The sequence below is a fragment of the Tsukamurella sp. TY48 genome (assembly GCF_019656655.1).
Classification (GTDB): Bacteria; Actinomycetota; Actinomycetes; order Mycobacteriales; family Mycobacteriaceae; genus Tsukamurella; species Tsukamurella strandjordii.
The window spans coordinates 2,759,059-2,785,330 of sequence record NZ_BPMV01000001.1; the positions used below are offsets into that span (position 1 = coordinate 2,759,059).

The window sequence follows — 26,272 nt, forward strand, 5'->3', positions numbered from 1 at the left end:
AAGACACAGGATCGTGGAGGGTATGGCGAAGAAGGACGGAGCCATCGAGGTGGAGGGCCGCGTCGTCGAGCCGCTCCCCAATGCAATGTTCCGCATCGAGCTGGAGAACGGGCACAAGGTTCTCGCCCACATCAGCGGCAAGATGCGGCAGCACTACATTCGTATTCTGCCCGAGGACCGGGTCGTCGTGGAGCTCTCGCCCTACGACCTCACCCGCGGGCGCATCGTCTACCGGTACAAGTGATCCGGTAGTCGCGCAGACGACGAAGGCCCACCCCGGCGGGGTGGGCCTTTTCTCGTCTCCGGGGCCTGGTGCCCGGCCGGTCAGACGGCCAGGCGCAGGCCGCCGGCCGCGCCGAAGATGAAGCCGAGGTCCAGGTACTGGGACTGGCCGGCCGAGCTGCCGTCCTTGAAGGAACTGGTGGCGATGCCGAGCACGGCACCGTCGTTCAGGCGCACGAGCGGGCCGCCGCTGTCGCCGTGATCGCTGCGCACGTCCGAGAGGATGCGGTTGCCGGCCACGTCGATCACCGATCCGCACTGCCAGCCGGTGGTGCGGCCCTGCCGGCACACCTTGTCGCCGACCACGGCGCGGCCCACGGTGCGCGGCTGGACGGTGCCCTGCCGGTTCACCAGCGGAACGCCCGGCTTGAACGAGAGGGTGGCCCAGTCGGGCTCGTTCGGGTCGACGACCCGGTCGTCGGCGGAGATCCGCGGCGCGGCGGACTTCTCGACCTTGCCGACCTCGGCGATGGTGCGGTCGCGGCCGGGGACCGGCACGGCCACCGTCTGGCCCGCGTTGCCGCAGTGCCCGGCGGTCACGCCCACGCGGCGGCCGTCCGGGGTGAGGGCCATGACGCCGAGCGTGCAGGCCTGCACCTCGATGCCCTGCGCGGTCTCCTTCTGCACCACGTCGATCTCGGAGCCGGGGCCGATCACGATCGGGGCGGCGTTCACGGGACCGGCGGCGATGAGCACGGAGGTCGCGGCACCGATCGTCGCGGTGGCGGCGACCCCGAGGCGGCGGGCAAGGGAGAGCGACATGCTGGTCCTTTACGTCTTCGACGGGTCGTCAAGCCACAGCGGCGGGATAGGAATGTCCTGCTGTGCGATGGCGAATCCGAGATTAGCACGGCTCCGACCTCCGACGATTTGGGCGCGCGGCCATCGGCGCGTACACTGGATCATCGCGTGCGTGCGCGGGTTCCCGCGTGCGCCGTGACGCTGTGCCGGAGTACCCGGTGCAGCGCCGGAAAACACTGAACACAAGGGATAGGACTGACGTGAAGGTCAACCCCAGCGTCAAGCCGATCTGCGAGAAGTGCAAGGTGATCCGCCGTAACGGTCGGGTCATGGTGATCTGCGACAACCTGCGTCACAAGCAGCGTCAGGGTTAATCGCCCAGGATCGTCAGCGCTTTGAGCGGTTCGCCGCTTGAACTGCAGTACATGAACTCTCCGCACCAGCGGGGGCATACGAGCCCCTGTAGGACCCCCGGCTCGGAGGCCGGGGCCTCGGCCGGCGTGAAAGCGCCGGAACCCGCGAGGACGGACGGGGAGCAGACCTCCGACGAAGAAGAAGGAAACAGCCAGACATGGCACGTCTTATGGGTATCGATCTCCCGCGCGAGAAGCGCATGGAGATCGCACTGACCTACATCTACGGCATCGGCCGTACCCGCGCGACTGAGATTCTGGACGCCACCGGCGTGAGCCCGGATCTGCGCAGCAAGGACCTCAGCGACGAGGACCTGACCAAGCTCCGTGACTTCATCGAGGGCACGGACTACAAGGTCGAGGGTGACCTGCGCCGTGAGGTGCAGGCCGACATCCGTCGCAAGATCGAGATCCAGTGCTACCAGGGCATCCGCCACCGTCGTGGCCTGCCCGTGCGTGGCCAGCGCACCAAGACCAACGCTCGCACCCGTAAGGGTCCGAAGAAGACCATCGCCGGAAAGAAGAAGTAATGCCTCCGAAGTCGCGCGCCGCTTCCGGCGCCAAGAAGGGCGCTTCGCGTCGGCGGGAAAAGAAGAACGTCCCGCACGGCCACGCCCACATCAAGAGCACGTTCAACAACACGATCGTCTCGATCACCGATCCCGCCGGCAACGTCATCTCGTGGGCGTCGTCGGGCCACGTCGGCTTCAAGGGTTCGCGTAAGAGCACCCCGTTCGCCGCGCAGCTCGCTGCCGAGAGCGCTGCCCGCAAGGCGCAGGAGAACGGTGTCAAGAAGGTCGACGTCTTCGTCAAGGGCCCCGGCTCGGGCCGTGAGACCGCCATCCGCTCGCTGCAGGCCGCCGGCCTCGAGGTGGGCACCATTTCCGATGTGACCCCTCAGCCGCACAACGGCTGCCGTCCGCCCAAGCGGCGCCGGGTCTAGGGAAGGTAGGAGAGAGAAACCATGGCTCGTTATACCGGCCCTGTCACCCGTAAGTCCCGTCGTCTGGGCGTCGACCTCGTCGGCGGCTCCGAGGCGTTCGAGCGTCGTCCTTACCCGCCCGGCCAGCACGGCCGCGCCCGGGTCAAGGAGAGCGAGTACCTGCTGCAGCTCAAGGAGAAGCAGAAGGCCCGCTTCCTGTACGGCGTGATGGAGAAGCAGTTCTCGCGGTACTACCAGGAGGCCAAGACCGCCTCGGGTAAGACCGGCGACGCCCTGCTCCAGATCCTCGAGACCCGTCTCGACAACGTCGTGTACCGCGCCGGCCTGGCGCGCACCCGTCGTCAGGCTCGCCAGATGGTGACCCACGGTCACTTCACGGTGAACGGCGTCCGCGTGGATGTTCCCTCGTACCGCGTCTCGCAGTACGACATCATCGACGTCCGCCCGAAGTCGCTCGGCACCACGCCGTTCCAGATCGCGCGTGAGACCGTCGGCGAGCGCACCGCTCCGGCTTGGCTCCAGGTGGTCCCGTCGACCCTGCGCATCCTCGTGCACCGCGTGCCCGAGCGTGAGCAGATCGTCGTGCCCTTCCAGGAGCAGCTCATCGTCGAGTACTACTCGAAGTAAGTAGTGCAGGGTCGCCGGCGGATTCGCCGCCGGCGGCCTTCTACGGGCGTCAAATAGCGGACGCCCAGAGAGAAGGAAATACTCAATGCTCATCTCGCAGCGACCCACTCTCAGCGAAGAGGTCATCTCCGAGGCTCGGTCGAAGTTCGTCATCGAGCCGCTGGAGCCGGGCTTCGGTTACACGCTGGGCAACTCGCTCCGCCGCACGCTGCTGTCGTCCATCCCGGGCGCGGCCGTGACCAGCATCCGCATCGACGGCGTGCTGCACGAGTTCACCACGGTCCCCGGCGTGAAGGAGGATGTCACCGACATCATCCTGAACCTCAAGGGCCTGGTCGTCTCGTCGGAGGACGACGAGCCGGTCACCATGTACGTGCGCAAGCAGGGCCCGGGCGCCGTCACCGCGGGCGATATCGTTCCCCCGGCGTCGGTCACCGTGCACAACCCCGATCTGCACATCGCCACCCTGAACGACAAGGGCAAGCTCGAGATCGAGCTCGTCGTCGAGCGGGGCCGCGGCTACGTGCCGGCCGTGCAGAACAAGGCCTCGGGCGCCGAGATCGGCCGTATCCCGGTCGACTCGATCTACTCGCCCGTGCTCAAGGTGACCTACAAGGTGGAGGCCACCCGTGTCGAGCAGCGCACCGACTTCGATCGTCTGATCCTGGACGTCGAGACCAAGAACTCGATGACCGCGCGGGACGCGCTGGCTTCGGCCGGCAAGACCCTGGTCGAGCTGTTCGGCCTGGCGCGCGAGCTCAACGTCGAGGCCGAGGGCATCGAGATCGGACCGTCGCCGGCTGAGGCCGACCACATCGCGGCGTTCTCGCTGCCGATCGAGGACCTCGACCTGACGGTGCGCTCGTACAACTGCCTCAAGCGCGAGGGTGTGCACACCGTGGGCGAGCTCGTGGCCCGCACCGAGTCCGACCTTCTCGACATCCGCAACTTCGGTCAGAAGTCGATCGACGAGGTCAAGGTCAAGCTGCACGCGCTGGGTCTGGCCCTCAAGGACAGCCCCGCGTCGTTCGACCCGTCGCAGGTCGACGGGTACGACCCGGCCACCGGTACCTGGAGCGACGAGCCGTCGTTCTCGGGTGATGCCGATGGCGATCAGGACTACGCCGAGACCGAGCAGCTCTGAGCTGAAGAGCTCGTAAACCCCCACAGGAGAAACAATGCCTAGGCCCACAAAGGGCGCCCGCATGGGCGGCTCGGCCTCGCACCAGAAGCACATTCTGGCGAACCTCGCGACCGCGCTCTTCGAGCACGGCCGCATCGAGACCACCGAGTCCCGCGCCAAGCGCCTGCGTCCCTACGCGGAGAAGCTGATCAGCCATGCCAAGCACGGCAAGCTGGCCAACCGCCGCGAGGTCATGAAGGAGATCCGCAACAAGGACGTCGTGCACGTGCTGTTCGCGGAGATCGCTCCGGCCGTCGCCGACCGTCAGGGCGGCTACACCCGGATCATCAAGACGGAGAACCGCAAGGGCGACAACGCCCCCATGGCCGTCATCGAGATCGTGACCGAGCAGCTCGCCGCCACCGAGGCGTCGCGCTCGACTCGCGTCGCCGCTTCGCAGGCCGCGGCCAAGGCCGCTGCCGTCGAGGCCGACGACATCAAGGCCGACGACGCTCCCGCGAAGTCGGATTCGGATCTCCCCGCCGGTGCGCATGCGCCGCTGGAGGACCCGAACGAGGCGCCCGAGGGCTTCCCGATCAAGGGCAACGCCGATTCGAAGCTCTACCACAAGCCGGGCACCCGGTTCTTCGACTCGACCGTGGCCGAGATCTGGTTCGCCGACGACGCCGCCGCCGAGGCCGCCGGTTACTCGCTGCCGAAGTCGCAGCAGACCGACGCCGACTCGGAGTAAGTCAGCAACACCACGAAACCCGCCGGGCCGCAAGGTCCGGCGGGTTTCGTCGTTTCCGGGCCGGGCCGGGCCGGGCCGGGGCGGGGCCGTCCGATGGGGCTTGTCAGCGCGGCTCGTCGGCGGCGAGCGCCGTCATGGCATCGACGGTGGCGCGCACCTTCTCCGCGGAGACCCGCGGCAGGGTGAACCTGGCGAGGTAGGCCTCGCTGGTGACGCGGGACCAGTCGCAGGTCACGTCGATCCGGGTGCCATCGCCCTGCGGGGTGAACTCCCACGACCATTCGACGCCGATCGGGCTGCGCCCGCGGCCCGCGGGGAGCCAGGCGATGCGGCGGCCCGGCTCGAACGCGGAGACGTGGTTGTCCACCGAATAGGGGCGGCCCTGCTCGTCGCTCATCTCCATGCCGAAGGTCTGGCCGGCGGCGGTGATCACCGCGGGCGTGCCCTCCGACAGCCCGCGGAGCATGCCGGAGCCGTCGGCCGCCACGTGCGCCGCGGGCCGCGCGAGTGCGGCGAACAGCGCCTCGGGCGGCACGCCCTCGACGATCACGGTGACGGTCTGGGAGGTGGCTTCGCTCATGATCGCGACGCTACGCAGAAGGGCACGGAGCCGCACCGATTCCGGGCAGGTGATTCTCCCCTCCGCCCGCCTCATCCGCGGCCGATTACCGGCCGCGGATGGCACGCGCGGCAGCGGGAGCCGACGGTGCGTCCACCGGATAGGCGGCCCGAGCTGGTGCGGGTAGCATCGCTGCGGTCATGACTCGTTATCGCCTCGACATCGCCTACGACGGAACCGACTTCAGCGGCTGGGCCCGCCAGCCGGAGCGGCGCACCGTGTGCGGTGTCCTGGAAGAGTCCTTTCGCACGATCCTGCGCACCGAGGTGCAGCTCACCGTTGCGGGCCGGACGGACGCGGGGGTGCACGCCACCGGGCAGGTCGCGCATCTCGATACCGATGTGGCGCTGCCCGACGGCCTGGTGCGCCGGCTGGCGCGGTTGCTGCCGGAGGATGTGCGGGTCACCGCGATCGCGGAGGCGCCGGAGGCCTTCGACGCCCGGTTCTCGGCGCTGCGCCGGCACTACGAGTACCGCCTCACCGATGCCGTGTACGGCGCGAATCCGTTGCGGGCCCGCGATACCGCGCCGTGGCGGCGCCCCGTCGATCTCGATCGGATGCAGGCCGCCTCCGATGCCCTGCTCGGCCTGCACGATTTCGCGGCCTTCTGCCGTCGCCGCGAGGGCGCGACCACGGTGCGCGAGCTGCAGCGCTTCGCGTGGCGCCGGGACGCCGACGGGGTGTGCACCGCCGAGGTCTCCGCCGACGCCTTCTGCTGGTCGATGGTGCGGTCCCTGGTGGGTGCCGTCGCGGCCGTCGGGGAGGGGAGACGGTCTGTGGAGTGGGTCGCCGGGCTGCTCGACGAGCGCGAGCGGTCCAGCGCGATCAACGTGGCCGCCGCCTGCGGCCTGACTCTGGTGCGGGTGGACTACCCCGCCGATCACGAGCTCGCGGAGCGGAACCTGATCACTCGGGAGCGGCGCGAGGTGGACGGCCCCTCCGCCGGCTGCTGCGGCGACTGACGCATCTCCTCGGCGGGCAGACGACGTTCTCCCGCAGTTCACGATCCCGTAGCCGGGCCCCTGAATACTCGGGTGACGTGAACCCCTTCGACGTCACCGGCTTCCTCGGGTCCGCGGGCCTGATCGGTCTGATCGTGCTGATCTTCATCGAGACCGGCCTGCTGGTGGGCTTCATCTTCCCGGGCGACTCGATCCTGTTCACCGCGGGCATCTTCGCCGCGCAGCCGCAGCCCTTCGCGCAGCTGTGGCAACTGCTGGTGTTCCTGCCGCTCGCCGCGATCATCGGCGATCAGTGCGGGTACGCGATCGGCAGGTACGCCGGACCGAAGGTGATGCGCGGCCGGGTGATGAACTTCATCGGCCAGGGGCCCGTGGACAAGACCTACGAGTTCTTCGACAAATACGGGCCGTTCACCGTGCTGTTCGCCCGGTTCATCGGCATCGTGCGCACCCTGGTCCCGGTGCTCGCGGGTTTCTCGCGGATGGATCACCGCAAGTTCACGCTGTTCTCGGTGATCGGCTCGCTGCTGTGGTGCGACGGGATCGTGCTGCTCGGCTACTTCCTGGGCGGCATCCCGCTGCTCCGCGACAACCTCGAGGTGCTGTTCATCGGCTCGGCGATCACCATCATCGTGCCCATCGCCATCACCGTGATCACCCGTCGCCGGGCCCGCCGCCGCGCGGAGGCGGCGGGCGAACGTGTCGAAGCCGCCCACGCGGAGGGCTAGCGCGCTACGCTGCGTCGCATGATCGGGTTGGGGGACCCGGAGCGCATCGTCATCGACTGCGCGGGGGACGACTGGTACATCTGTGGGCCCGACGGTGCCGTGCGCACCGTCGCGGCCCCGGGCGACGTGGAGGATTTCGTCGCGCCGGCCGAGGCCACCCGCCGGTGGGCGGCGTGGCTCTCCGAGGCCGTGTCGGGCGGGCCGCCGGTGCGCGCGTGGACGATCCTCGCGCCCACCGTCTTCGGGGCGCCACGCCGCGGCATCGTCGCCGCGGGTGCCGCCGCGCTCGGTGTCGATGCCACAGTCGTGTCCCGCGCCGAGGCGCTGGTCCGCGGCGGCGGCCTGCTGTACTGCCGCCGAGCGCTGGTCCTGGAATGTCGTGGCCCGGTGGCGCAGGCGCACGTGCTCGACCTCGTCGACGGCAGCTGGCTGCCGGTGGCCGCCGCCTCGCATCCCGATCCCGCGGCCGCTGCGCGGGCCGTCTTCGACGACCGGATCGACCAGGCCCTGATCGACGGTCCGCCCGACGTGGAGGCCGCGGTGCGGGAGGAGCTCGCCGCGCAGAAACTCTGGCGCGTGGTGCGGGTCGATCCGGGCGACCTTCTTCCCGCGCTGGCGCGGCCCGCCGCGCCCGAGGCCGAGTCCGAGGCCGAGTCCGAGTTCGAGGCGTGGCCCAGCGCCGATCAGCCACGGCGGCGCGGTGTCCGACGGGCCGTGGTGGCCGCGGCCGGCGTGACCGGCGTCGCGGCCGCGGCGATCGCCTGCCTGCCGAGCACCGGCGGCGCGGGCGCCCCCGAACGCCCGGCACCGCCGCCGGAGTCCTTCGTGCAGGTGGCCTTCGACGGCACCGTCGTCGACCTGCCGCGCGGGTGGGACATCACCGAGCCCGCGCCGGGGCGGCGTATCGCCCAGGCCGGCGACGGCCGCCGGGTCACGGTGGTGCGCACCCGTCTGCGCGCGTCCACCGATCAGGCCGCGGTGGCCGCGGAACTGAAGTCGGAGCTGGACCGGCGCGGCGACCATCGCATCTCCGATCTGGACCCGGCGGGGTCCGTCGCGGGCCGCGATGTGATCGGCTACCGCGAGCGCCTCGCGGCGGACCGGGTGGTGGACTGGTACGTGGTGGTTGCCGGGGATGCCCAGCTCAGCGTGGGTTGCGAGGCGGGTCGCACCGCCGCCCCGCTGGCCGGTGCCTGCGAGCGGGCGGTGGGATCGGTGCGGCCGGATTGATGGGATTAGCCCGATTCGGCGCGCGCGAAGCCGCGTCGGGGTTTACGGTGAAGGAGCTTCGGGTCTTGGGGGAGACACGGACAGGGGGAGATTCATGAGTATCGCCACGTCGACCAACGGTGGTCTGCGGGTGCGCGCCAACGATCAGGGCACACCGCTGAACATCACCATCGAGGCCGGTGAAATGCGCCGGGAGCCGCAGGAACTCGCCAATGCCATCGTGCGCCTGTGCGCCGAGGCGGCCACGTCCGCGGGACTGCAGCGGCGCGCCCAGCTGGAACGGGAGGGCGTCGCCGAGCCCGTGCTGCGGGCCCTGCGCCTCCCGGAACCGCCGGCGCGAGCACCGGCCGCGGAACCGGACGACGATGTCGGCAGCTGGCTGCGGAGGGGCTGACCATGACTGCGGAAATGGATCGGATCGAGGCCCGGGTCCGGCATCAGCTGGGCGTGATGCGCACGGCGCGAGACGAACTCGACGCCGTCCGGGTCACGGTCTCCAGTCCTGACGGCGCCGTCCGAGTGGAGCTCGACGGTGTCTGCGCACTCGTCGGGCTCACGCTCACCGAGTCGGCGCTGCGCTCCAGCGGTGCGGTCCTCGGCCGTCGGATCGTGGACACCTGCGCCGTCGCGGCCCGGGAGGTCGCGGCCCGGCGGGGCGCGGTGATGGAGCGCTTCCACACCGATTTCGACGAACCGGGATCCGAACCGCGCGTCGGCGCGTCCAACTTCTAGACGATCAATCGATTCGAGGGGGAATGCCATGTTCATGGCCATCAATTCGGCGATCGCCGCATTCGGTGCGGCGAACGCGGGAGTCGGGGTCACCGTCGCGACCGCGGGTTCGGTGAACGCCGCAGCCAATGTGGCGGCGCTCAATCCGGCCCTGGGCCTGATCGGCCAGGACTTCCTGGCCGCCTTCACCGCGGCGCAGACCAGCTACACCACGTCGGTCGCGGAGCTCGCGACGGTCTACGCCGGTATCGCCGCCTCTTCCACCGCCACGGTGGCCGCCTACACGGCGACCGAGGCCGCAGGCGCCGCCGGACTGATGTCCGCCGCGGTGTAGCGATGGCCGAACCCGTGACACCCGGCCCCACGGCGCCGGGTGTCGAGCTCGATCCGGCGATCCGTGCGTTGCTGGACCGCCCGGTCAACGACGTGCTCGCCGCGCTCGGGCTGCCACCGGTGCCGGTGCCACCGGAGAATCCGCCGCAGCAGGAGCTGCCACAGGCGCCGAAGGGCGTCCCGGAGGCGCCGCAGGTCCCGGGATTCGACGTGGCCGGCCTGGTCAAACCGATGACGGACCTGTTGTCCACCTTCGGTTCCGGCAGCTTCTCCGGTCTCGACCCCTCGAAGGCGCTCGACGGTGCCTCCAAGGCGTTGGAGCAGGGGATGAGCGCGGGGATGCAGGCGATCAGCTCGCTCAGCCAGGTGTGGCAGGGCCCGGCCGCGACGGCCGCGACCGGGAAGGGCATGCAGGCCGCGGCGGGCACGGGCATGGTGGCCGAACAGGGGGCCGAGCTGTCCACCGCGGTGGGCGAGGCGGCCGCCGTGGTGGGGCAGGGCGAGGCCGAACTGCAGGCGATCATCGATTCCTTCATGTCGGTGATCGCGGCCCTGGGGCCGTCCCTGTGGCTGCCGCCCGGGCAGGTCGCCGCGGTGACCGCGGCGCAGGAACACACGGATCATGCTCTGGCCGTGGTGTCCCGGGTGAAGGGGCAGTTGTCCGGCCTCTCCGCTCAGGTGGGCGCGGCGGGCCGGAAGGTTCCGGTCACGCAGCCCCCGGCCGCCGCGGCGACCGCGGCTGCGGAGGTCGCGAGCACCGTGATCCCGGCCGTGGTCTCCGCCGCGACGGGCGCGGTCTCGGCGGTCGGCAAGCTGGCGACCGACACGGTGAGCGGCGCGGTGCAGACCGCCACGGGTCTGGCGAGCTCGGCGGCCGAGGCGATCGGCGGTATGGCAGAGAACCAGGCGGGCAAGGACGAGACGGGCCTCGGCACGACCGGTACCGACACCACGCCCACCGGCACCTATCCCGCGGGTGGCCTCGGCGGCGCCGGGACGGGCGGCGCGTCCGGTGGCGGTGGCGGCGCCGTCGGCGGCTTCGGTGGGGCGAGTGCGGTCAATGCCGCGCTCTCCCCGGCGAGCCCGCAGGCCTCCGCGCCGCGCACCCCGGTCGTGGAGGCCGGGGCACGCACGGTCCCGGCCGGCGATGTCGTCACCCGCGGCGGCCTCGGCGGCGGCATGATGCCGATGGCCGCGGCGGGCGCCCGGCCCACCCAGGGCTCCGACCACAACGTGCCGGACTACCTCGTGACGGGGCACAACGGCGAGCAGGTTGTGGGCGACCTCCCGCTGGTCGGCCCGCAGGTGGTGGGGGATGCGGAGTCCGCGGGATTCGATGAGCTGCCGGATGTGGAACTGCGCCTGTAGCGGTGCGCCGATCCGACGGAACCGCACCGGCACCCGGTGCGTCTAATGACTAGGAACGACTTCGGGGGGAGTTGAGGAACCATGAGTGACGGCATGCTGAGCATGGATCTGCAGGAGGTGCGCGAGATCGCGCGCGGGGTCGACAGGATCGTCGAGGATCTGCGTGGCGCGCAGGAGCGGTTCGCCGCCCACGCGGAACCCGCCGCGACCGGCCGCGACGAGGTGTCGGTCGCGGTGGCGCGCACCACCTCCGAGATCGGCGTCGCGCAGCGGCGCCTCGGTGAGACGGCGGTGAACGACCTGCGCACCCTCGGCGAGGCTCTGAACAAGCACGCGAACACGGTGCAGCAGAAGGACACCGAACTCGCAGCCACGGTGCGCCTGGAGATCTGACGTGCCCGCTCCGCAGGCCCCACAGCCGCCGCAGGCCCCGCAGCCGCCGGGCTTCACCGGTGTCGACTGGTACTCACGCCCCACGGAACGCCTCGCCGAGGATCTCCTCGGCGGCGCCGGTGCGCGTCCGCTCTCCACCGCGGCGCAGGAGACGGCGCGCCTCGCCTCCGCGTACGGCGCCGCCGCGGTCGCGCTCGATCGCATCATCGTGCAGCTCGACGGCGCGGTCGAGACCGAGCGACGCACGGCGGCGGACAGCACCGGTGCCCGTCGGCGCACCGGCCCACTGCCGGATTACGCCCGCTGGTTGGCCAAGCACGCCGCCGAGCTCGCGGAATACGCGGCCAAGCTCGCAGGCCAGGCCGCGGCGTACGAGACGGCCTCGCGGGCCATGCCCTCGGTGGCCGACGCCGAACGCCTCCGCAGCGACCGGGAGAACGCGCAGGCCGCAGCCGCGGCCGGCGGCGCCGATCCCGCGGTGGCCGCGCTGGCCGGTGCCGCAGCCGATTCCGAACGGGTGGAGCAGCAGGCGCACGGCACCGCGGCCGCGGTGATGGTCGGTTTCGAGAAGGCGGCCGAGCCGCTGAGCAAGTCGTGGCAGTTCACCACGGCGCCGAAGCTGGCCACCACCGACCGTTCGCGGGAGAAGAACACGGGCAAGTCCACCGGTGCGGGCAAGGGCGGTGGCGCCGGCGCGGTGAGCGCGGGGGTCCCGGCCGCACCGCTGGGAGGTTACGCGGCCACCACACCGCAGCGCGATCAGGGCGGGAGCACCACCCGGCCCGCGGCGGCCACCACGTCGAACGGCGGTACGGGCCGGGGCTTCCCGATGATGCCCGCGGGGATGATGGGCGCCGGCGCCGCTGCCGCGGCGAGTCATCGCGCTCAGTCGCACCCGTCGGGCGCCGTGCCCTCGGAATCGGACGACGACCTGCCCGAGGCCTTCGTGGTGCACACCGCGCCCGGGGTGCTCGGCGGCCAGGGCGACGAGCTCGTCGAGGAGGCCATGTGAGCGTCCATACCGTGTCCGCCCTCCGATCCCGGTTCGGCACCGAGGTTCCGCCGGTCCTGTGGTCGCCGCCCGATCCGCGGATCGAGGCGGCGCCACCCGGGCCCGAGACCGACCTGTCCGACGACGAGCTCACCGCACTGCGTGTGCTCGCCGTGCCGGAGGTCCGGCAGGAGGGCCGTGCCACCGGCGATCTCGATTCGAAGCTGTGTCTGGCCCGTGCCGGTGAGCTCACCGCGCGGGTGGTGCGCGCCGCGGGAACCGCGGACGTCGACCTGCCGTATTGCGACGGCTCGGTCGGCACGCTGGCGCGGCTCGTCGAACCGCTGATCGGCACCGCGCCGGCAGCGGATCCGGCGGTGGCCGCATCGTTCCCGGCCGCGGCGGGGCGTACGGCCCTCGCCTGCGGCGGCGACGCGGGCGAGATCGCGGCCGAACTGCGCCGGATCGGCGTCGAATCCGAGGCGGCACGCCTGATCGGCCGCACCTTCGCCCGGTCGAGCCGCAGCGTGGAATTCACCTTCCACGAGCGGGATCGGCGCATCGCAGTGGTGGTGGCGGTGATCGACGGCCCGGCCGGCCGGATCGTCGCACTCACGGCGACCGACGGTCCGGGCGAGGGCTGGATCGCCATCGCGGAGGGCACCGCCCACCGCATCGGCAGGGCGCTGCGACGCGCCTGCGAAGAACTTCCCGGGGGCGGCTGGATGCCGTAGCGGGGGACGGCTGCGCCACCTGGGCGCAGCTCGACGATGCCGGCCCAGCCGGCGGGAGGAGAAGGAACTATGGGGACATCAGCTGAACTGGCCGCGATGAAGGCCGGTGCGAGCTCGCTCGAGGATCTGGGTACGCAGATGAACGCCGTCCTGAGCCAGCTGCGCACCGACGTCGAGATGACGCAGAGCGCCTGGGCGGGCACCGCCCAGATCGCCTTCCGCACCGTGATGACGCGGTGGGACGAGAGCAGCACCAAGCTGAACAACGCGATCAACGAGATCAGCTCGCTGCTGGCGGGCAACACCACCAGCTACGGCACCACCGAGGCGCAGAGCGAGGCCGACCTGCAGTCGGTCGGCGGCGCCACCTTGAACATGTGATCGACAACCAGGAATCGAAGGGGGAGAACCAATGAGCGACGACTTCATCAAGTACGACTACGCGTCGATCCGCAGTGGGCTCGACGACATCAACGCCAAGTACGGCACGCTGCTGCAGCAGGCGGATGCGATCCGCACCGAGCAGAACAAGTTCGACAACGCCTGGCAGGACGAGGAATCGGCCACGGCCTACCAGGCGGTCCAGACGAAGTGGAACAGCAGCTTCGAGGACATCAACAACCTGCTCAAGGCCGTGCAGACGGCGGCGGGCAACGCGGTGGACAACATGCAGGCCACCAATCAGCGGGCCGCCAAGGACTGGCAGGGCTGATCGCACAGCGAAGGGGCCCGGCGACCATGTCGCCGGGCCCTTTTCGTGTCCCCGATCAGGCGACCAGGCGCACCGTCGCCGCGCCGCCGGTGGTGCGCACCGTGAGCATGCCCGGCTGCGGCTGGCTCAGCACCACATCGGCCTCCATCACCGGCGAAATTCCCAGGCCCTCGATCCGCCACACGGTGCCCGTGGGCTCCACGGAGCCCGGGGCGAGCCCGGAGGCGGTCCCGTCGAGCACCGTCACCGTGTAGTCGGCGGGACTCAGGTGCGCCAGGTGCGGCGGGTAGCGCCACCCGGAGATCCACAGCGCCTCCGGGGAATCGACCCAACCGACCAGGGGCTCCCAGAGCGCGGGCCGGCCGGTCACGATGAGCACGCGCGCGCCGGTGGCCACCGCGCGTTCCACGAGTTGCCGGGCCGGATCGTCGGCCACCGAGGCCCACACCGTGCGGACGCCGGGGCCGTGCAGCCGTGTGGAGACGGGGCCGCCCGTGGTGTCGGCGCCCAGCATCTGGCCGCACCCCGCGAGGGGGACGTGCAGCGTCCGCAGTGCGGGCTCGGTTCCGCTGACCGCGTGCGCGTTCCGGTCACCGTCGCCCGGCACCAGGCCGCTCGAATACAGCCGCGCCTCGACGCGGACATCGGGAATGCCACCCGCGCGCCGGACATCGCCGGGGCGCACGGTGATGACGGCGGTGCCGAAGGGATCGGCCCGGCCCAGCAGATGGTCGAGATCGCCCGCGGCGAGCGCGTCGGGATCGGCGTGCACTGCATCCTCCGGCGACTCGATGACGATCGAGGCCAGTTCGGCCGAGCCCACCGGGAGCGTCGGGATGCCCTCCGCGGCAAGTGCGTCCGCGACCCGACGGGCGGCCAGCGCTGCGGTGGCGGCAGCATCGCCGCGACGGCGGGCGATGGCCGGTGCGCACGCCGTGGGATCGATCGAGACGGCGATCCGCAGATCGCTCACCGCCCAGCGGGCGATCGGTCCGAGCAGCATCTGATAACGCGTGCGCGGCGCGATCGGCCCCGACGGTGCGCGGCCCCCGGCGAGCAGCACGTCGATCCGTGCGGCCGGGGTATCGGCGTGGCGCAGCACCCGGGCGAGCACGTCCAGCGGGAGCGACGGATCGTCCCGGCCGCGCACGGCGACGATCCGCGGAACGTCCATCGTGGGCCGAAGAACCGCTGTGATCAGGCCGTTCTCGTGCCGAATGCCGATGTCCCCGCCGCCCGGATAGGGCGCCGCGGCAGTGGCGTGGGTGGATCGGGCAGGCCGGCGCAGGCGGCCCGTGGCCCACTCCGCGGCCGAGGTGCCGCGGCGCCGCGTGAGGGCGGCACCGCCCACCGTGAGCGCGGCGAGGCCCGCGGCCCAATGCGGCCCACCTGCCGCGGCGGTACCCAGGCCGGCCACCGCCGCCGAGGCCTCCGCGAGCAGGATCGCCCCGGCGGCGGGCCATCGGTGCCGCTCCCAGCGGGTGGGCGCGGCCAGCGCTGCGGGCACCGCTCCGGTCACGGAGCGCGTGAATCCCGTGGTCTGTTCCATTTTCTTCCCCCGATCCAGCCGTCTCCCCCGAAACGCGCTGCCCTGGTGGCAAAGTACCGTATTCTGCGAGGAACGGCGTCTGCTTTGGGGAAAGCGGACGCGGTGCGCCTTGGGGGAGGGGCGAATCGATGCGACGTCAATTGACCACGCGCGCGCAGGTGAGCGGCTACCGCTTCGTGCTGCGCCGAATGGACCATGCGCTTCTGCGGCGCGACCCACGGATGATCTCGGACCCGATGGCCTCGCAATCGCGGTCGCTCATCGCGGGCCTCATCCTGGCTCTGGTGATCACCGGCGGCTGCGGCGTGCTCGCCCTGATCCGGCCGCAGGGCGCGGTGGGCGATTCGAAGATCGTGCTGGCCAAGGAGTCCGGTGCCCTGTACGTGCGGGGAGACGATGTGCTGTACCCGGTCACCGGTCTGGCCTCGGCGCGGCTCGCGGTGGGGGAGGCGGCCCAACCCGCCCAGGTCAAGGACAAGCGGCTGCAGAGCTTCCGCCGCGGTCCCGAGGTGGGGATCGTGGGTGGCCCCGCACAGATCCTCGGCCCGGCGTCGGCGTGGAAGGACGGGGCCACACCGTGGCTGCTGTGCGACCGGACCACGGCCGCCGCCGCGGACAAGCCCGCAGCGCGCGACACCCTCGACACGTTGGTGACTACGGCGGCCACCGGTGCCGCGGACTCGGGTGCGGTCCTCGTCTCCCGAGAGGGCACGAACTACCTGCTGTTCGGCGGTGTGCGGGCGCCAGTGGACCTCGGCGATGCCGCGGTCCGGCGGGTCGCCGGGCTCGACGGTGCGCGGCCGCGGGCGGTCAGCGCAGCCCTGCTCAACGCCTTCGCGGAGACCGATCCGCTGGCGGTCCCGCAGATCGCCGGCCGCGGGCAGCGATCCGCCGCGATCCCGGACGCGGCGGTGGGCGATGTGGTGAAGGTGGCCGACGCCGATCGGGACAGGCTGTACGTGGTGCTCGCCGACGGCGTGCAGCCGATCGGGCGCTGGGCGGCCGATCTGATCCGCGCGGGCGATACCACCGCCACATCGATCGCGACCGTGCCCGCTGCCACCGTCGCCGCCGCGAAGACGGTGCGGTCGGTGCCCGTCCGTGATCTGCCCGATGCGCGGCCCGAGCTGCGCACGGTCAAGGACGCGCCGGTCGCCTGCGTCGCCGCCGGGGCCGACGGGAAGGGCGGCGGCACCGTCGAACTGCGGACCTTCGGTGCGGCACCCACACCGGGCACGCCCGTCACGCTGGCCGGGGCCGACGGTGCCGGCGACGATCTGGATCTCGCGTACGTACCGCCGGGCACCGGCGAGTACGTGCTCGCGGCGCAGCCGGGTGGCGATCGCCGGGACGGCCTGTTCTACGTCTCCGATTCCGGTGTCCGCTACGGCATCCCGAACGCCGAGGTGGCCCAGACGCTGGGGCTGATGCACAAGGCGCGGCCGGTCGCGTGGTCGGTGCTGTCGGCACTGCCCGAGGGGCCGGACCTCGATCCGAAGGCCGCTGCCATGACTCGGGACGGGAAGAGCATCACCGTCAGTCGGTGACCGGCGCCCGAATGCCGATCGCCTCCGCGACCGCCTTCGCCGCCTCGCGGCCCGCCCGGTTCGCGCCGATGGTCGACGCCGAGGGACCGTAGCCCAGCAGATGCAGCCGCGGCTCCCCGGCCACCTCGGTGGCCAGGCGGCCCGTCATCACGATGCCGCCGCCCGGTGCACGCAGATTCAGCGGCGCCAGGTGATCCATCGAGTACCGGAAGCCGGTGCACCACAGGATCACGTCGGCGGGCACCAGCGAACCGTCGGCCAGCAGCGGACCGTCGGGGGTCAGGGAGGCGAACATGGGGCGCCGCACCAGGACCCCGTCGGCGATGCCCCGCCGGATCGACTCGTTCACCGGCAGCCCCGTCACCGACACCACCGAGCCGGGCGGCAGGCCCGCCCGCACCCGCTCGTCCACCCGGGCCACCGCGCGGCGGCCCTTCTCCGGATCGAAGGGGCTCTCGTCCCACTGCACCTCGCGGCGCGTGAACCACGCCGTATTCGCCACCTGCGCGATCTCCAGCAGCAACTGCACCGCGGTGATGCCCGCGCCCACCACCGCCACCGTCTTCCCTGCGAAGGGCTCGGCGGTCCGATAGTCGTGCGCGTGCAGTTGCCGCCCCGCGAACGTGGCGGCGCCCGGCACCGTGGGCCAGAATGGCCGGTCCCACGTGCCCGTGCAGTTGATCACCGCGCGAGCCTGCTCGGCGTACGGCGCACCGTCCACCGTCCCCGACACCAGGAACGGGGCCTCGGCGTCGCCGGTGCGGGTGATCGAGGCGACGTGAGCGGGCCGGCGGACAGGCAGCGCGAACCGCTTCTCGTATTCGCCGAAGTATTCGGCGACGCCCGTTGCGGCGGGAATGTCGTCGCACTGGTTGCCCAACGCGTCATGCAAACCCCAGCCCGGCAGGTCGTGCACGTGGTTCGCCGCCCTGAGCGTGAGCGAGGGCCACCGCTGCCGCCACGCACCACCGGGACCCGCGTTGTGATCGAGAACCTCGAAATCGTCGATCCCGAACCTCGGGAGGAAGTAGGCGGCCGAGAGACCGGCCTGGCCAGCACCGACCACAACGACATCCTTCACCCCCGTAGCGTAGATTGCGGGCCATGATCGGATACACGTTGGAGGACCGGGTCGCCGTCATCGAGTTCCAGCGCCCGGAGGCACGGAACGCACTGAACCCCGAGCTCATCGAGGCTTTCGAGGCCGCGATCGACCGGGCGGAGGAAGACGGGGCGTTCGTGATCGTGCTCACCGGGCAGGGCACGGTGTTCTCCGCGGGAGCGGACCTGCGCTCGGGCGCCGTGCTCGACAAGAACTTCATGGCACGGGTCATCCGGCTGTACCAGCGGATCGAAGACATGAAGCAGATCGTGATCGCCGCCGTGAACGGTCCGGCGGTGGGCGCCGGCGTGCAGCTGGCCATGGTCGCCGATCTGCGCGTGCTCGACCCGAGCGCCACCATCGCCATCCCCGCCGCCAAGCTCGGCGTCACCATCGACAAGTGGACCCTGCGCCGACTGGTCGACCTGGTGGGCGGCGGCCACGCCCGCAGCGTGCTCATGGCCGCCGAGAAGTTGGGCGCCGAGCAGCTCGCCCAGCTCGGCTTCGCCAACCGCATCGGCGACCGCGAGGCGGCCCTCGAATACGCGCGCGGCATCACCCGGCTGGCGCCGCTGTCGCTGCAGAACTACAAGGCGCTGTTCAAGAACGACGTCGCCCGCGAACCGCTCACCGAGGACGACGAGGCCCGGCTGCACGCCGTCTGGGACTCCGAGGATCTGCGCGAGGCGCTCACGGCCCGATTCGAGAAGCGCGAGCCGCGCTTCTCGGGGCGCTGACATGCCGCGCCGGCGGAGTTCCGCCGCGCTGGCCGCGGGCACGGTGGGCGGCGGCCTGCTCGGCGCCACCGGCGTGTACCTGCTGCGCGCGGGCCGCGGCCTCAAGCGCTCGATGGGTGCGCAGGCCGACACCGTGTACACCAACTCCGATCCCGACAGCCCGCACGAGCGGTTCGACGCCGGGAAGATCCTGCGCGGCGTGGTCGGCCGCGCCCGCCACGGCCAGGGCCGGCCGTCGCGCCCCATCCCATTGGTCGCGCCGCTGAGTCCCGTGGACGCCGCCGACCTGGCCGTCACCTGGTACGGCCACTCCTCGGTACTGATCGAGATCGACGGCTTCCGTGTCCTGGCCGATCCGGTGTGGGGCGAGCGGGTGTCCCCGTCGCCCACCATCGGACCCGCCCGGCTGCATCCCGTGCCCGTGGCGCTCAGTGCGCTGCCGCCGATCGACGCGGTGATCATCAGCCACGATCACTACGACCACCTCGACCTGCCCACGATCGACGAGCTCACCCGCGACCGCGACGTGCCCTTCTGCGTGCCGATCGGCGTGGGCGGACACCTGCGCGCCTGGGGCGTCCCAGAGGACCGGATCATCGAGCTCGACTGGGACCAGAGCCACACGCTCCGCCGGGACGACGGCCGCGGCGGCACCGATGAGCTCAAGGTGGTGTGCACCGAGGCGCGGCACTTCTCCGGTCGCGGCCTCACCCGCAACTCCACGCAGTGGGCCTCCTGGTCGCTGATCGGGCAGCGGGCCGAGGGCAAGGGGCACAGCGTTTTCTTCGGCGGCGATACCGGCTTCACCGAGCGGTTCAAGCTGGTGGGCGACCACTTCGGTCCCTTCGATCTGACGCTGTTGCCGATCGGCGCCTACGACCCGCTGTGGCCCGATGTGCACACCAATCCCGAGGAGGCGGTCGCGATCCATCAGATGATCGCGAAGCCGAAAGCGCCGCTGGTGCCGGTGCATTGGGCCACCTTCAACCTCGCCTTCCACGACTGGTCCGAGCCCGTGGAGCGACTGTTGGTCGCGGCGCGGGAGGCGGGCATCACCACCGTGGTGCCGAAGCCGGGCGGCCGGGTGGACGGTGTCGCGGCGGCCGCGGGGAGGATCCCGCAGGTAGATCACCACAGCGGAGATTCTTCGGGAACGCGAAGCAGTGGCGACTGGTGGACCGAGGTCGGCTAGCCTGTGGCCATGGATTTCAAGGACATCGCAAACAAGGCCAAAGACGCTCTGGGCAAGAACCCGAGCATCATCGACAAGGCGGGTGACTTCGTCGACAGCAAGACCGGCGGCAAGTTCTCCGAGCAGGTGAACAAGGCGCAGGATGCCGCCAAGAAGTTCATCGACGACAAGGAGATCCAGGTCGAGCAGGAGGCGCGCGATCCGCAGGCGGATCAGCCCAAGCCCGACCAGCAGTAGATCTTCATTGAGAAAGTAGCGTCATCGACTCATGGGTCGTCATCACGCCCCCGGCGCCGCGCCGGCGGCAACTCCGCGTGGCCGCAGTTACCTGCGGATCGCGCTCGGCATCGGACTCGTCGCAGTGCTGGTCGCCGGTCTCGTCGCCATCTTCGGCGGCAAGGTCGCGAGCTGCGGCGAACGGTCCGAATACACGGTGATGGCCGACCCCGCCCTCGCCTCGGCCGTCCGTGCCGAGGCGAAGGCGGTCGCCGACAAATGCACCACCTACACCGTCCGTGAGGTGCCCGACGCACAGGTCGCGGGCAGCCTCACGGGCGGCGGCGAGACCCCCGACCTGTGGCTGGCGCCGTCGCACACCCGGGTCGCGGCGGTCTCCGCCCAGCTGGGCCGCGACCTGCCCGCCACCGAGGTGGCGAGCTCGCCGATCGTGCTGGCCGGGGCCTCGGTTCCTCAGCCGGCGAGCTGGCTGGAGGCACTCCAGGCCGCCACCATCCGCGCGGTTCCCGCGGATTCCACCTACGCCTCGGCGCCCGTCACCGCGGGCGTCTCCGAGGCTCAGCAACCCGGCGCCAACCGGCAGGCCCTCACGGCCGCCCTCGCGCAGTACGCCCAGGCCGCCAAGCGCGTCTCGGGCGATCCGGTGCGGACCGCGAAATCGCAGGGCGGCGTCGTGGTCGTCCCCGAGTACGCGTACCTCGCCGCCAAGAAGGACGAGCCGGGGGTAGCCGCGGTGGTGCCCAAGACCGGCGCCCCGCGCGACGATCTGCTGCTCACGGTCACCGCGTCCGGCGATCGCGCGACCGACGCGAAGACGGGTGCCGACACCCTCGCCAAGGCCTTCGGTTCGGAGGCGGGCATCGTCGCGCTCGGCGAGGAGGGTCTGCGCGGTAAGGATCTGAGCCCCGCGCCGCCCGCCGGCGTCGGCAAGGTGACCGCGCTGCCCGAACCGAACACCGACGAGCTCACCAAGGCCGAACAGTCCTTCGCCACCCTGGCCGTGCCGCTCAAGGCTCTCGTGGTGGTCGACACCTCCGGGTCGATGAACGACTCGGCGGGCAACACCACCCGGATCGGCATGCTGGCCTCCGGCTTCACCAAGGTGGTCACCCAGATCCCCGACGCCAACGCCGTCGGCCTGTGGACCTTCTCCATCGGCACGGCGACCCGCCCCGACTGGACCGAGGTCGTGCCCACGGCGCCGCTGGACACCCGGCGCGGCGACAAATCGCAGCGTCAGGCACTGCTGGACGGTGTGAACGGGCTGCCCGGCAAGGTCGGCGGTGCCACGGCGCTCTACGACACCACCCTCGCCGCGTACCGGCGCGCGGTGGAGAACTTCGACCCGGCGTACTCGAACTCGCTGATCCTGCTCACGGACGGTTCGGACGAGAAGCCGGGCGGCATGTCGCTCGACGATCTGGTGTCGCGGCTGCGCGCGCTGGTCGATCCCGCGCGGCCGGTGAACATCCACACCGTGGGCATCAGCAAGGACGCCGATCTCGGGGCGCTCAAGCGGATCGCGGACGCCACGGGCGGCACCGCTCAGGAGGCCGACTCCGAGGAGCAGATGCTCACCGATTTCGTGACGGCGGTGGCCAAGCGGGCCAAGTAGGCCTGGTGCCCCCGACACGAATCGAACGTGCGACCTGATCTTTAGGAGAGATCCGCTCTATCCAACTGAGCTACGAGGGCGTGCAGCCACAGTTTAGCTTTGCTCGAACCATCGAAGGGAATCGGCGTGCCGTCCGGTATCACTGTGCTCCTCGTCGTGATCCTCGCGGCGCTGTTCGTCACCCGGCGCCGGATCGTCGCGCGGTGGAACTCGCCGCGGGCGCGCACCGTGGGGACCGCCGGGCTGATCGTCGCCGGACTGCTCACCGTGGCCACGGCCGTCGGCCTGCTCGCGGGTGCCGGTGTACTGCCGCCCGGACCGGTCCGGTGGATCAGCGCGGTGGGCCTGACCTGGCTCGCCACCATCTTCTACCTGCTCATCACGCTGATCGTGCTGGGCATCGCCTGGGTCGGGGCGCGGATCGCGGTGCGCCTGCGGCCCGGTCTGGCCGACGGTGCGCGGCGCCTCCTGCGCACCATCGCCGCGGTCGGGTTGATCGGTGCCGTGACCGCCACGGTGTACGGACTGTTCGAGGCGTCGTCGCCGCGGATCACCCACACCGACGTCGCCCTGCCGGCGGCGCCCGCCGAGCCCGGCGACCTGAAGATCGCGCTGATCACCGACCTGCACGTGGGGCCGGTGCGCACCCGCGCCTTCACCCAGCGCGTGGTCGATGCGACGAATGCGCAGAAGCCCGACGTGGTGATCCTCGGCGGCGACCTCATCGACGGCACCGTCGAGCGGATCGGCGAGTACCTCGCGCCGCTCAAGGATCTCCGCAGCCCCTTCGTCTTCGCCGTGACGGGCAATCACGAGTACTACGCCGACGATGCCCGTAACTGGGTGCAGCGCTGGCGGGAGGTGGGCGTGCGGCCGCTGGTCAACGAATCGGTGCGGATCTGGCGCGACGGACCGCGCGGCGGTTCGTCCGTCACCTTCGTCGGCGTCAACGACCGCAAGGGCAAGGAGCCGCTGGGCCCCGATTACGACGCCGCGCTCGCGGGAGTCTCCCCCGGGGAGTTCACCGTGGCGGTGGCGCACGAACCCAAGCAGGCCGCCGAGTTCGCCCGCCGCGGAGTCGATCTGCAGCTCGCCGGGCACACCCACGGCGGCCAGCTGTGGCCCTTCCGCTACCTCGTCCGGCTCGACCAGCCCACCATCGCCGGCCTGGAGCAGGTGGACGGTATGCCGGTGTACACCAGTCGAGGTGCGGGCGCCTGGGGACCGCCGGTCCGAGTGGCCGCGCCGCCGGAGATCGCGATCGTGAACATCCTCTCGCGCTAGCCCGTCGGGGGCGGCATCATGAGGTTGCTCAGGAGAGGAGCCTCGATGTCCGACAGTGCATCCCCGTTCGTCGACCCCGACTATCGCCGCCTGTTCGCGGCGCAGGTGGTGGGCCTGTTCGGCTCCGGCCTGACGACGGTGGCCCTGAGCCTGCTGGCCTACGAGTTGGCGGGGGCATCGGCGGCGGGTGTCCTCGCCACGGCGCTCACCATCAAGATGGCGCTGTACGTGGTGGTCGCGCCGGTCGTCGCGGCGCAGGCCTACCGGCTGCCGCGGCGGGCGCTGCTGGTGGCGCTGCACCTGATCCGGGCGGGGGTGGTGCTGGCGCTGCCGGTGGTCACCGAGATCTGGCAGATCTACCTGCTGGTGGCCCTGCTGCAGGCGGCGTCGGCCGCGTACACGCCCACCTACCAGGCCGTGATCCCCGACCTCCTGCCGGACGAGCGGCAGTACACGCGGGCCCTGTCGGCCTCCCAGCTCGCGACCACGATGGAGACGCTGCTCAGCCCCATGCTGGCCGCGGCCGCGCTGCTGGTGATGAGCTACCAGTACCTGTTCGTGGGCACCGCGATAGGCTTCGTGATCGCCGCCGCCCTGGTGCTGCGCTCGCGGGTGCCGAACCCCGATGCGGCGCCCGAGGGATCGTTCCTGCAGCGCCTGAGTTCGGGCACCCGGATCTTCGTGGCCACCCCGCGGCTGCGCGGCCTGCTGGGCCTGAACCTCACGGTGGCCGCGGCGGGCGCCATCGTCATGGTGAACACGGTCAACTACACCCGCGACGAGCTCGGCGGCAATCAGGCCGATATGGCGCTCGTCCTCGCGGCGAACGGCCTCGGCACCATGGTGGTCGCACTGGTGGTGCCGCGGCTACTGGACCGCACCCCCACGCGCACGGTGATGCTCACGGGCGGAGCGGTGCTGCCGGTGGCGCTGGTCGCGGCGGTGGTGCTGTCGCGGTTCATCGACGGCACCTGGCGCTGGGCGCTGCTGGCCGCGATCTGGTTCGTGATCGGCGCGGGCACCGCCGCGGTGGTCACCCCGTCGGGGCAGGTGCTGCGGCGCTCGTCCAACGACGCCGACCGGCCCGCCGTGTTCGCCGCGCAGTTCTCGCTCTCGCACGTGGCGTGGTTGATCACCTACCCGCTCACGGGGTGGCTCACCGGCGCCGCCGGACTCACCGTCACCTGGTCGGCGATGCTGGTGCTGGCGCTGATCGGTCTGGCCGTGGCGGTGGCCTCGTGGCCGCGGCAGGATCCCGTGGAGATCACCCACAGCCACAAGGAGGGCGAGGTCGACCCGGCGATCATCGCCGATGCCACGCCGGTGGGCGACGGCTGGTTCGAGCACACCCACGCGTACGTGATCGACGGTGCGCATCCGCGCTGGCCGGACCCGGACGGCCGGCTGATCGGCTGAGCCCGGCTCAGGCGTCGCGGGCCTCGGCGGCGCCGCGCGAGGCGAGCTGGTCGGCGAGTTCGTTGCCCTCGTTGCCGGCGTGCCCCTTCACCCAGCGCCAGTCGATCTCGTAGCGGCCGGCGACCTCGACGAGCCGCTGCCACAGCTCCACGTTCTTCACCGGCTGCTTGTTGGCGGTCTTCCAGCCGTTGCGCTGCCAACCGGCGACCCACTTGGTGATGCCGTTCTTGACGTACGAGCTGTCGGTGTAGAGCACCACGGGGTAGGGCTTGGTGATCGCCTCCAGCGCCGAGATGGCGCCCATCAGTTCCATCCGGTTGTTGGTGGTGTCCTTCTCGGCGCCGTAGAGCTCCTTGGTGTGCTCGCCGAAGCGCAGCACCGCACCCCAGCCGCCGGGCCCGGGATTGCCCAGGCACGCACCATCGGTGTAGATCACGATCTCGTCCGCCACGAGGACCAAGGGTATGCGCCGCCGGGCGCTACGGTGAAACCGTGCCGAACAATCACTACCACCACCTCGTCTTCGGCGATGACGCGTTGGAGCGGCAACGCGCGAACGGCAGCTACGTGGCCTACGGGCGGCAGATGGAGCGCGGCGACGACGGGCCGCAGGAGCTGTCCGACCGCGAGCTGCTCATGATCACCCGCGCCGATCAGTTCTGTCTGGCCACCGTCACCCCCACCGGCTGGCCGTACCTCCAGTACCGCAGCGGCCCGGCCGGATTCGTGCGGTACGACGCGGCGACGGGGCGGCTGCGGTTCACCGACCTGCCGGGGAACAACCAGTTCGTCACCCTCGGGAACCTGGCCGACGACGACCGCCTCGCGATGTTCTTCGTGGACTATCCGCGCCGTATCCGGCTCAAGGTCTTCGGTCGCGGACGAGTGGTCGAGGACGAGGCGGGCCGGGCCATCGAGATCGCGGTGGAGGCCTTCGACTGGAACTGCTCGCGCAGCATCATCCCGCGGTTCGACCGCGACTATCTGGCGCAGCTCGGCGCCGCCTATCAGAAGGTCGCGGCGGAGCGGGAGGACGAGCTGACCGCCGAGATCGAGCGGCTCCGGGCCCGGGTGGCCGAACTGGAGGCGCGGTAGCTCACAGGGGGCCGGTGGGCCCGTCGTAGGAGTTCTGCCGGGGGATCGCCTCGGTCACCGGATTCGGCGAGACCCGCACCGGCCGCGGCGGACGCTTGACCACCACGGTGTCCTGCTGGGAGGGGAGCCGGGGCGACGGTGCCGGGCGCGCCCACCGGGCGTCGGGTGCCGGAATCCGCTGCGGGAGCGGCGGAGGCACCGGCGCCGACGGAACCGGCCGCTGTTCGTGCCGCACCGCCGCCGGGATCGGGGGCGCCGGGACCGCCCGTCGCGCGAGGAGCAGCAGGACCGCGGCGACACCCACCGCGGCGCCGCCGGCGATCGCCACGAACGGTCCGGGCCCGGCCGCCACGTCGAGCTCGAGCGAGACGCCCTGCACGGGCACCGTCCGGCTACCGACGAGCCGCATCAGGGCGTACCCGGCCACGCCGATGCCGGCGAGCCCGGACGCGGCCACCAGACCGGCCGCGGACCGTCGGACAGTGGCCGGGCGAGCGAAGGCCGCGACGGCGCCGAGCACGATCGCCACCGCACCGGCGGCGATCACCGCCGCACCGACCCAGGCGCCGTCCGTGGGGACCTGCGAGGCCACGTCGACCCCGCCCACGGCGGGCGCCGAGACCTCGCCCAACCCCGTGACCTCCGCCTTCACCTGCGCCGGGAGGCCGGGCAGCGCGGGGAGGTCGGCCGTCGCCGAGAACCAGGTGAGGAACGCCGCGGCGATCAGCGCGGCGCCGCCCAGGGCGGCCGCCACGACGCCCGCGTACCGCGGAAGAGCGGACGGGGCGGACTTCGAATCGGGCATTGCGGACCTCC

At 71.4% G+C, this 26,272-nt stretch carries 33 protein-coding genes and 1 tRNA gene; 27 read left to right on the forward strand and 7 right to left on the reverse strand.

From position 1 onward, the window contains the following. Positions 1-22: 22 nt before the first annotated feature. On the forward strand, positions 23-244 hold the full coding sequence (gene infA, locus TTY48_RS13500; RefSeq protein ID WP_005140011.1) for a translation initiation factor IF-1: 222 nt from the start codon (positions 23-25) through the stop codon (positions 242-244). Between the two features lie 80 nt (positions 245-324). Here the strand turns inward: infA and TTY48_RS13505 are convergent, their stop codons facing one another. Beyond that, positions 325-1,044: a S1 family peptidase gene (locus TTY48_RS13505; protein ID WP_220657973.1), complete on the reverse strand. Its 720-nt coding sequence runs from the start codon at positions 1,042-1,044 to the stop codon at positions 325-327. Between the two features lie 239 nt (positions 1,045-1,283). On the opposite strand from TTY48_RS13505, the gene rpmJ reads away from it, so the two are divergent. The 6 genes from rpmJ (at position 1,284) to rplQ (ending at position 4,880) form a co-directional block, all read left to right on the forward strand. Next, on the forward strand, positions 1,284-1,397 hold the full coding sequence (gene rpmJ / locus TTY48_RS13510; RefSeq protein ID WP_013127970.1) for a 50S ribosomal protein L36: 114 nt from the start codon (positions 1,284-1,286) through the stop codon (positions 1,395-1,397). A gap of 197 nt (positions 1,398-1,594) precedes the next feature. Continuing rightward, positions 1,595-1,966: a 30S ribosomal protein S13 gene (gene rpsM, locus TTY48_RS13515; RefSeq protein ID WP_220657974.1), complete on the forward strand. Its 372-nt coding sequence runs from the start codon at positions 1,595-1,597 to the stop codon at positions 1,964-1,966. After that, positions 1,966-2,379 (forward strand): 30S ribosomal protein S11, encoded by a 414-nt coding sequence (gene rpsK / locus TTY48_RS13520; protein ID WP_220657975.1) that lies wholly within the window; start codon positions 1,966-1,968, stop codon positions 2,377-2,379. Before rpsM ends, rpsK begins: the two co-directional genes overlap by 1 nt. Before the next feature lie 21 nt (positions 2,380-2,400). Continuing rightward, positions 2,401-3,006: a 30S ribosomal protein S4 gene (gene rpsD, locus TTY48_RS13525; RefSeq protein ID WP_220657976.1), complete on the forward strand. Its 606-nt coding sequence runs from the start codon at positions 2,401-2,403 to the stop codon at positions 3,004-3,006. Between the two features lie 85 nt (positions 3,007-3,091). Then, positions 3,092-4,150, forward strand: a complete 1,059-nt coding sequence (locus tag TTY48_RS13530) for a DNA-directed RNA polymerase subunit alpha (protein ID WP_220657977.1) — start codon at positions 3,092-3,094, stop codon at positions 4,148-4,150. Positions 4,151-4,184: 34 nt separating this feature from the next. Then, positions 4,185-4,880 carry a 50S ribosomal protein L17 gene (gene rplQ, locus TTY48_RS13535; protein WP_220657978.1) on the forward strand — a complete coding sequence of 232 codons (696 nt, stop codon included), beginning with the start codon at positions 4,185-4,187 and terminating at the stop codon, positions 4,878-4,880. Positions 4,881-4,983: 103 nt separating this feature from the next. On the opposite strand, the gene TTY48_RS13540 is transcribed toward rplQ, so the two are convergent. Next, positions 4,984-5,460, reverse strand: coding sequence for an SRPBCC domain-containing protein (locus tag TTY48_RS13540; protein ID WP_220657979.1), 477 nt, complete (start codon positions 5,458-5,460; stop codon positions 4,984-4,986). A gap of 179 nt (positions 5,461-5,639) precedes the next feature. Between TTY48_RS13540 and truA the strand changes: the two genes are divergently transcribed. From truA to TTY48_RS13600, 12 genes are all read left to right on the forward strand, one after another. Further along, on the forward strand, positions 5,640-6,461 hold the full coding sequence (gene truA / locus TTY48_RS13545) for a tRNA pseudouridine(38-40) synthase TruA (RefSeq protein WP_220657980.1): 822 nt from the start codon (positions 5,640-5,642) through the stop codon (positions 6,459-6,461). A gap of 77 nt (positions 6,462-6,538) precedes the next feature. After that, complete coding sequence (locus TTY48_RS13550) at positions 6,539-7,189, forward strand: DedA family protein (RefSeq protein WP_220657981.1); 651 nt, start codon at positions 6,539-6,541, stop codon at positions 7,187-7,189. 18 nt (positions 7,190-7,207) lie between these two features. Further along, positions 7,208-8,419 carry a type VII secretion-associated protein gene (locus tag TTY48_RS13555; protein ID WP_220657982.1) on the forward strand — a complete coding sequence of 404 codons (1,212 nt, stop codon included), beginning with the start codon at positions 7,208-7,210 and terminating at the stop codon, positions 8,417-8,419. Between the two features lie 94 nt (positions 8,420-8,513). After that, positions 8,514-8,813, forward strand: coding sequence for a hypothetical protein (locus TTY48_RS13560; RefSeq protein ID WP_220657983.1), 300 nt, complete (start codon positions 8,514-8,516; stop codon positions 8,811-8,813). Between the two features lie 2 nt (positions 8,814-8,815). Then, complete coding sequence (locus tag TTY48_RS13565; protein ID WP_220657984.1) at positions 8,816-9,151, forward strand: YbaB/EbfC family nucleoid-associated protein; 336 nt, start codon at positions 8,816-8,818, stop codon at positions 9,149-9,151. Between the two features lie 28 nt (positions 9,152-9,179). Continuing rightward, positions 9,180-9,485 (forward strand): type VII secretion target, encoded by a 306-nt coding sequence (locus tag TTY48_RS13570; protein ID WP_220657985.1) that lies wholly within the window; start codon positions 9,180-9,182, stop codon positions 9,483-9,485. A 2-nt stretch (positions 9,486-9,487) separates the two neighbouring features. After that, positions 9,488-10,852, forward strand: a complete 1,365-nt coding sequence (locus tag TTY48_RS13575; RefSeq protein WP_220657986.1) for a WXG100 family type VII secretion target — start codon at positions 9,488-9,490, stop codon at positions 10,850-10,852. Between the two features lie 81 nt (positions 10,853-10,933). Further along, the gene (locus TTY48_RS13580) at positions 10,934-11,245 is read left to right on the forward strand and encodes a PE family protein (RefSeq protein ID WP_220657987.1); all 312 of its coding nucleotides are present in this window, start codon (positions 10,934-10,936) and stop codon (positions 11,243-11,245) included. A gap of 1 nt (position 11,246) precedes the next feature. Next, on the forward strand, positions 11,247-12,257 hold the full coding sequence (locus TTY48_RS13585; protein ID WP_220657988.1) for a PPE domain-containing protein: 1,011 nt from the start codon (positions 11,247-11,249) through the stop codon (positions 12,255-12,257). Further along, on the forward strand, positions 12,254-12,970 hold the full coding sequence (locus TTY48_RS13590) for an ESX secretion-associated protein EspG (RefSeq protein WP_220657989.1): 717 nt from the start codon (positions 12,254-12,256) through the stop codon (positions 12,968-12,970). The genes TTY48_RS13585 and TTY48_RS13590 overlap by 4 nt, the downstream gene beginning before the upstream one ends. A 69-nt stretch (positions 12,971-13,039) precedes the next feature. After that, on the forward strand, positions 13,040-13,351 hold the full coding sequence (locus TTY48_RS13595; protein WP_220657990.1) for a WXG100 family type VII secretion target: 312 nt from the start codon (positions 13,040-13,042) through the stop codon (positions 13,349-13,351). A 31-nt stretch (positions 13,352-13,382) separates the two neighbouring features. After that, positions 13,383-13,682 (forward strand): WXG100 family type VII secretion target, encoded by a 300-nt coding sequence (locus TTY48_RS13600; RefSeq protein ID WP_220657991.1) that lies wholly within the window; start codon positions 13,383-13,385, stop codon positions 13,680-13,682. Between the two features lie 55 nt (positions 13,683-13,737). Here the strand turns inward: TTY48_RS13600 and TTY48_RS13605 are convergent, their stop codons facing one another. Further along, the gene (locus tag TTY48_RS13605; protein WP_220657992.1) at positions 13,738-15,231 is read right to left on the reverse strand and encodes a type VII secretion protein EccE; all 1,494 of its coding nucleotides are present in this window, start codon (positions 15,229-15,231) and stop codon (positions 13,738-13,740) included. A gap of 128 nt (positions 15,232-15,359) precedes the next feature. On the opposite strand from TTY48_RS13605, the gene eccB reads away from it, so the two are divergent. After that, positions 15,360-16,778: a type VII secretion protein EccB gene (eccB, locus tag TTY48_RS13610; protein WP_220657993.1), complete on the forward strand. Its 1,419-nt coding sequence runs from the start codon at positions 15,360-15,362 to the stop codon at positions 16,776-16,778. Here eccB and TTY48_RS13615 read toward each other — a convergent pair. Beyond that, complete coding sequence (locus TTY48_RS13615) at positions 16,768-17,859, reverse strand: NAD(P)-binding domain-containing protein (protein ID WP_220657994.1); 1,092 nt, start codon at positions 17,857-17,859, stop codon at positions 16,768-16,770. The genes eccB and TTY48_RS13615 overlap by 11 nt on opposite strands. Positions 17,860-17,882: 23 nt before the next feature. Here TTY48_RS13615 and TTY48_RS13620 point away from each other — a divergent pair, with 23 nt between their 5' ends. The 4 genes from TTY48_RS13620 to TTY48_RS13635 are packed head-to-tail and all read left to right on the forward strand — an operon-like array spanning position 17,883 to position 21,661. Continuing rightward, positions 17,883-18,617, forward strand: a complete 735-nt coding sequence (locus tag TTY48_RS13620) for an enoyl-CoA hydratase (protein WP_220657995.1) — start codon at positions 17,883-17,885, stop codon at positions 18,615-18,617. A gap of 1 nt (position 18,618) precedes the next feature. Next, complete coding sequence (locus TTY48_RS13625; RefSeq protein WP_220657996.1) at positions 18,619-19,809, forward strand: MBL fold metallo-hydrolase; 1,191 nt, start codon at positions 18,619-18,621, stop codon at positions 19,807-19,809. 9 nt (positions 19,810-19,818) lie between these two features. After that, on the forward strand, positions 19,819-20,046 hold the full coding sequence (locus TTY48_RS13630) for an antitoxin (protein ID WP_220657997.1): 228 nt from the start codon (positions 19,819-19,821) through the stop codon (positions 20,044-20,046). Positions 20,047-20,077: 31 nt separating this feature from the next. Further along, positions 20,078-21,661, forward strand: coding sequence for a VWA domain-containing protein (locus TTY48_RS13635; RefSeq protein WP_220657998.1), 1,584 nt, complete (start codon positions 20,078-20,080; stop codon positions 21,659-21,661). A 3-nt stretch (positions 21,662-21,664) separates the two neighbouring features. Here TTY48_RS13635 and TTY48_RS13640 read toward each other — a convergent pair. Beyond that, positions 21,665-21,741: transfer RNA gene (locus tag TTY48_RS13640), tRNA-Arg, on the reverse strand. Between the two features lie 46 nt (positions 21,742-21,787). Between TTY48_RS13640 and TTY48_RS13645 the strand changes: the two genes are divergently transcribed. Then, on the forward strand, positions 21,788-22,945 hold the full coding sequence (locus TTY48_RS13645) for a metallophosphoesterase (RefSeq protein ID WP_220657999.1): 1,158 nt from the start codon (positions 21,788-21,790) through the stop codon (positions 22,943-22,945). 45 nt (positions 22,946-22,990) lie between these two features. Beyond that, on the forward strand, positions 22,991-24,361 hold the full coding sequence (locus TTY48_RS13650) for an MFS transporter (RefSeq protein ID WP_220658000.1): 1,371 nt from the start codon (positions 22,991-22,993) through the stop codon (positions 24,359-24,361). 7 nt (positions 24,362-24,368) lie between these two features. Here the strand turns inward: TTY48_RS13650 and rnhA are convergent, their stop codons facing one another. After that, positions 24,369-24,821, reverse strand: a complete 453-nt coding sequence (rnhA, locus tag TTY48_RS13655) for a ribonuclease HI (protein ID WP_220658001.1) — start codon at positions 24,819-24,821, stop codon at positions 24,369-24,371. 32 nt (positions 24,822-24,853) lie between these two features. Here rnhA and TTY48_RS13660 point away from each other — a divergent pair, with 32 nt between their 5' ends. After that, positions 24,854-25,456: a pyridoxamine 5'-phosphate oxidase family protein gene (locus TTY48_RS13660; protein WP_220658002.1), complete on the forward strand. Its 603-nt coding sequence runs from the start codon at positions 24,854-24,856 to the stop codon at positions 25,454-25,456. Between the two features lies 1 nt (position 25,457). Here TTY48_RS13660 and TTY48_RS13665 read toward each other — a convergent pair whose 3' ends face one another. Next, positions 25,458-26,261: a hypothetical protein gene (locus tag TTY48_RS13665; protein WP_220658003.1), complete on the reverse strand. Its 804-nt coding sequence runs from the start codon at positions 26,259-26,261 to the stop codon at positions 25,458-25,460. Positions 26,262-26,272 lie beyond the last annotated feature (11 nt).

What these genes read in the sequence shown, in the direction of transcription:
- infA (WP_005140011.1), top strand. Translation starts at nt 23, where the DNA reads ATGGCGAAGAAGGACGGAGCCATCGAGGTGGAGGGCCGCGTCGTCGAG.
- TTY48_RS13505 (WP_220657973.1), bottom strand. Translation starts at nt 1,044, where the DNA reads ATGTCGCTCTCCCTTGCCCGCCGCCTCGGGGTCGCCGCCACCGCGACG.
- rpsM (WP_220657974.1), top strand. Translation starts at nt 1,595, where the DNA reads ATGGCACGTCTTATGGGTATCGATCTCCCGCGCGAGAAGCGCATGGAG.
- rpsK (WP_220657975.1), top strand. Translation starts at nt 1,966, where the DNA reads ATGCCTCCGAAGTCGCGCGCCGCTTCCGGCGCCAAGAAGGGCGCTTCG.
- rpsD (WP_220657976.1), top strand. Translation starts at nt 2,401, where the DNA reads ATGGCTCGTTATACCGGCCCTGTCACCCGTAAGTCCCGTCGTCTGGGC.
- TTY48_RS13530 (WP_220657977.1), top strand. Translation starts at nt 3,092, where the DNA reads ATGCTCATCTCGCAGCGACCCACTCTCAGCGAAGAGGTCATCTCCGAG.
- rplQ (WP_220657978.1), top strand. Translation starts at nt 4,185, where the DNA reads ATGCCTAGGCCCACAAAGGGCGCCCGCATGGGCGGCTCGGCCTCGCAC.
- TTY48_RS13540 (WP_220657979.1), bottom strand. Translation starts at nt 5,460, where the DNA reads ATGAGCGAAGCCACCTCCCAGACCGTCACCGTGATCGTCGAGGGCGTG.
- truA (WP_220657980.1), top strand. Translation starts at nt 5,640, where the DNA reads ATGACTCGTTATCGCCTCGACATCGCCTACGACGGAACCGACTTCAGC.
- TTY48_RS13555 (WP_220657982.1), top strand. Translation starts at nt 7,208, where the DNA reads ATGATCGGGTTGGGGGACCCGGAGCGCATCGTCATCGACTGCGCGGGG.
- TTY48_RS13560 (WP_220657983.1), top strand. Translation starts at nt 8,514, where the DNA reads ATGAGTATCGCCACGTCGACCAACGGTGGTCTGCGGGTGCGCGCCAAC.
- TTY48_RS13565 (WP_220657984.1), top strand. Translation starts at nt 8,816, where the DNA reads ATGACTGCGGAAATGGATCGGATCGAGGCCCGGGTCCGGCATCAGCTG.
- TTY48_RS13570 (WP_220657985.1), top strand. Translation starts at nt 9,180, where the DNA reads ATGTTCATGGCCATCAATTCGGCGATCGCCGCATTCGGTGCGGCGAAC.
- TTY48_RS13575 (WP_220657986.1), top strand. Translation starts at nt 9,488, where the DNA reads ATGGCCGAACCCGTGACACCCGGCCCCACGGCGCCGGGTGTCGAGCTC.
- TTY48_RS13580 (WP_220657987.1), top strand. Translation starts at nt 10,934, where the DNA reads ATGAGTGACGGCATGCTGAGCATGGATCTGCAGGAGGTGCGCGAGATC.
- TTY48_RS13595 (WP_220657990.1), top strand. Translation starts at nt 13,040, where the DNA reads ATGGGGACATCAGCTGAACTGGCCGCGATGAAGGCCGGTGCGAGCTCG.
- TTY48_RS13600 (WP_220657991.1), top strand. Translation starts at nt 13,383, where the DNA reads ATGAGCGACGACTTCATCAAGTACGACTACGCGTCGATCCGCAGTGGG.
- TTY48_RS13605 (WP_220657992.1), bottom strand. Translation starts at nt 15,231, where the DNA reads ATGGAACAGACCACGGGATTCACGCGCTCCGTGACCGGAGCGGTGCCC.
- eccB (WP_220657993.1), top strand. Translation starts at nt 15,360, where the DNA reads ATGCGACGTCAATTGACCACGCGCGCGCAGGTGAGCGGCTACCGCTTC.
- TTY48_RS13620 (WP_220657995.1), top strand. Translation starts at nt 17,883, where the DNA reads ATGATCGGATACACGTTGGAGGACCGGGTCGCCGTCATCGAGTTCCAG.
- TTY48_RS13625 (WP_220657996.1), top strand. Translation starts at nt 18,619, where the DNA reads ATGCCGCGCCGGCGGAGTTCCGCCGCGCTGGCCGCGGGCACGGTGGGC.
- TTY48_RS13630 (WP_220657997.1), top strand. Translation starts at nt 19,819, where the DNA reads ATGGATTTCAAGGACATCGCAAACAAGGCCAAAGACGCTCTGGGCAAG.
- TTY48_RS13635 (WP_220657998.1), top strand. Translation starts at nt 20,078, where the DNA reads ATGGGTCGTCATCACGCCCCCGGCGCCGCGCCGGCGGCAACTCCGCGT.
- TTY48_RS13650 (WP_220658000.1), top strand. Translation starts at nt 22,991, where the DNA reads ATGTCCGACAGTGCATCCCCGTTCGTCGACCCCGACTATCGCCGCCTG.
- TTY48_RS13665 (WP_220658003.1), bottom strand. Translation starts at nt 26,261, where the DNA reads ATGCCCGATTCGAAGTCCGCCCCGTCCGCTCTTCCGCGGTACGCGGGC.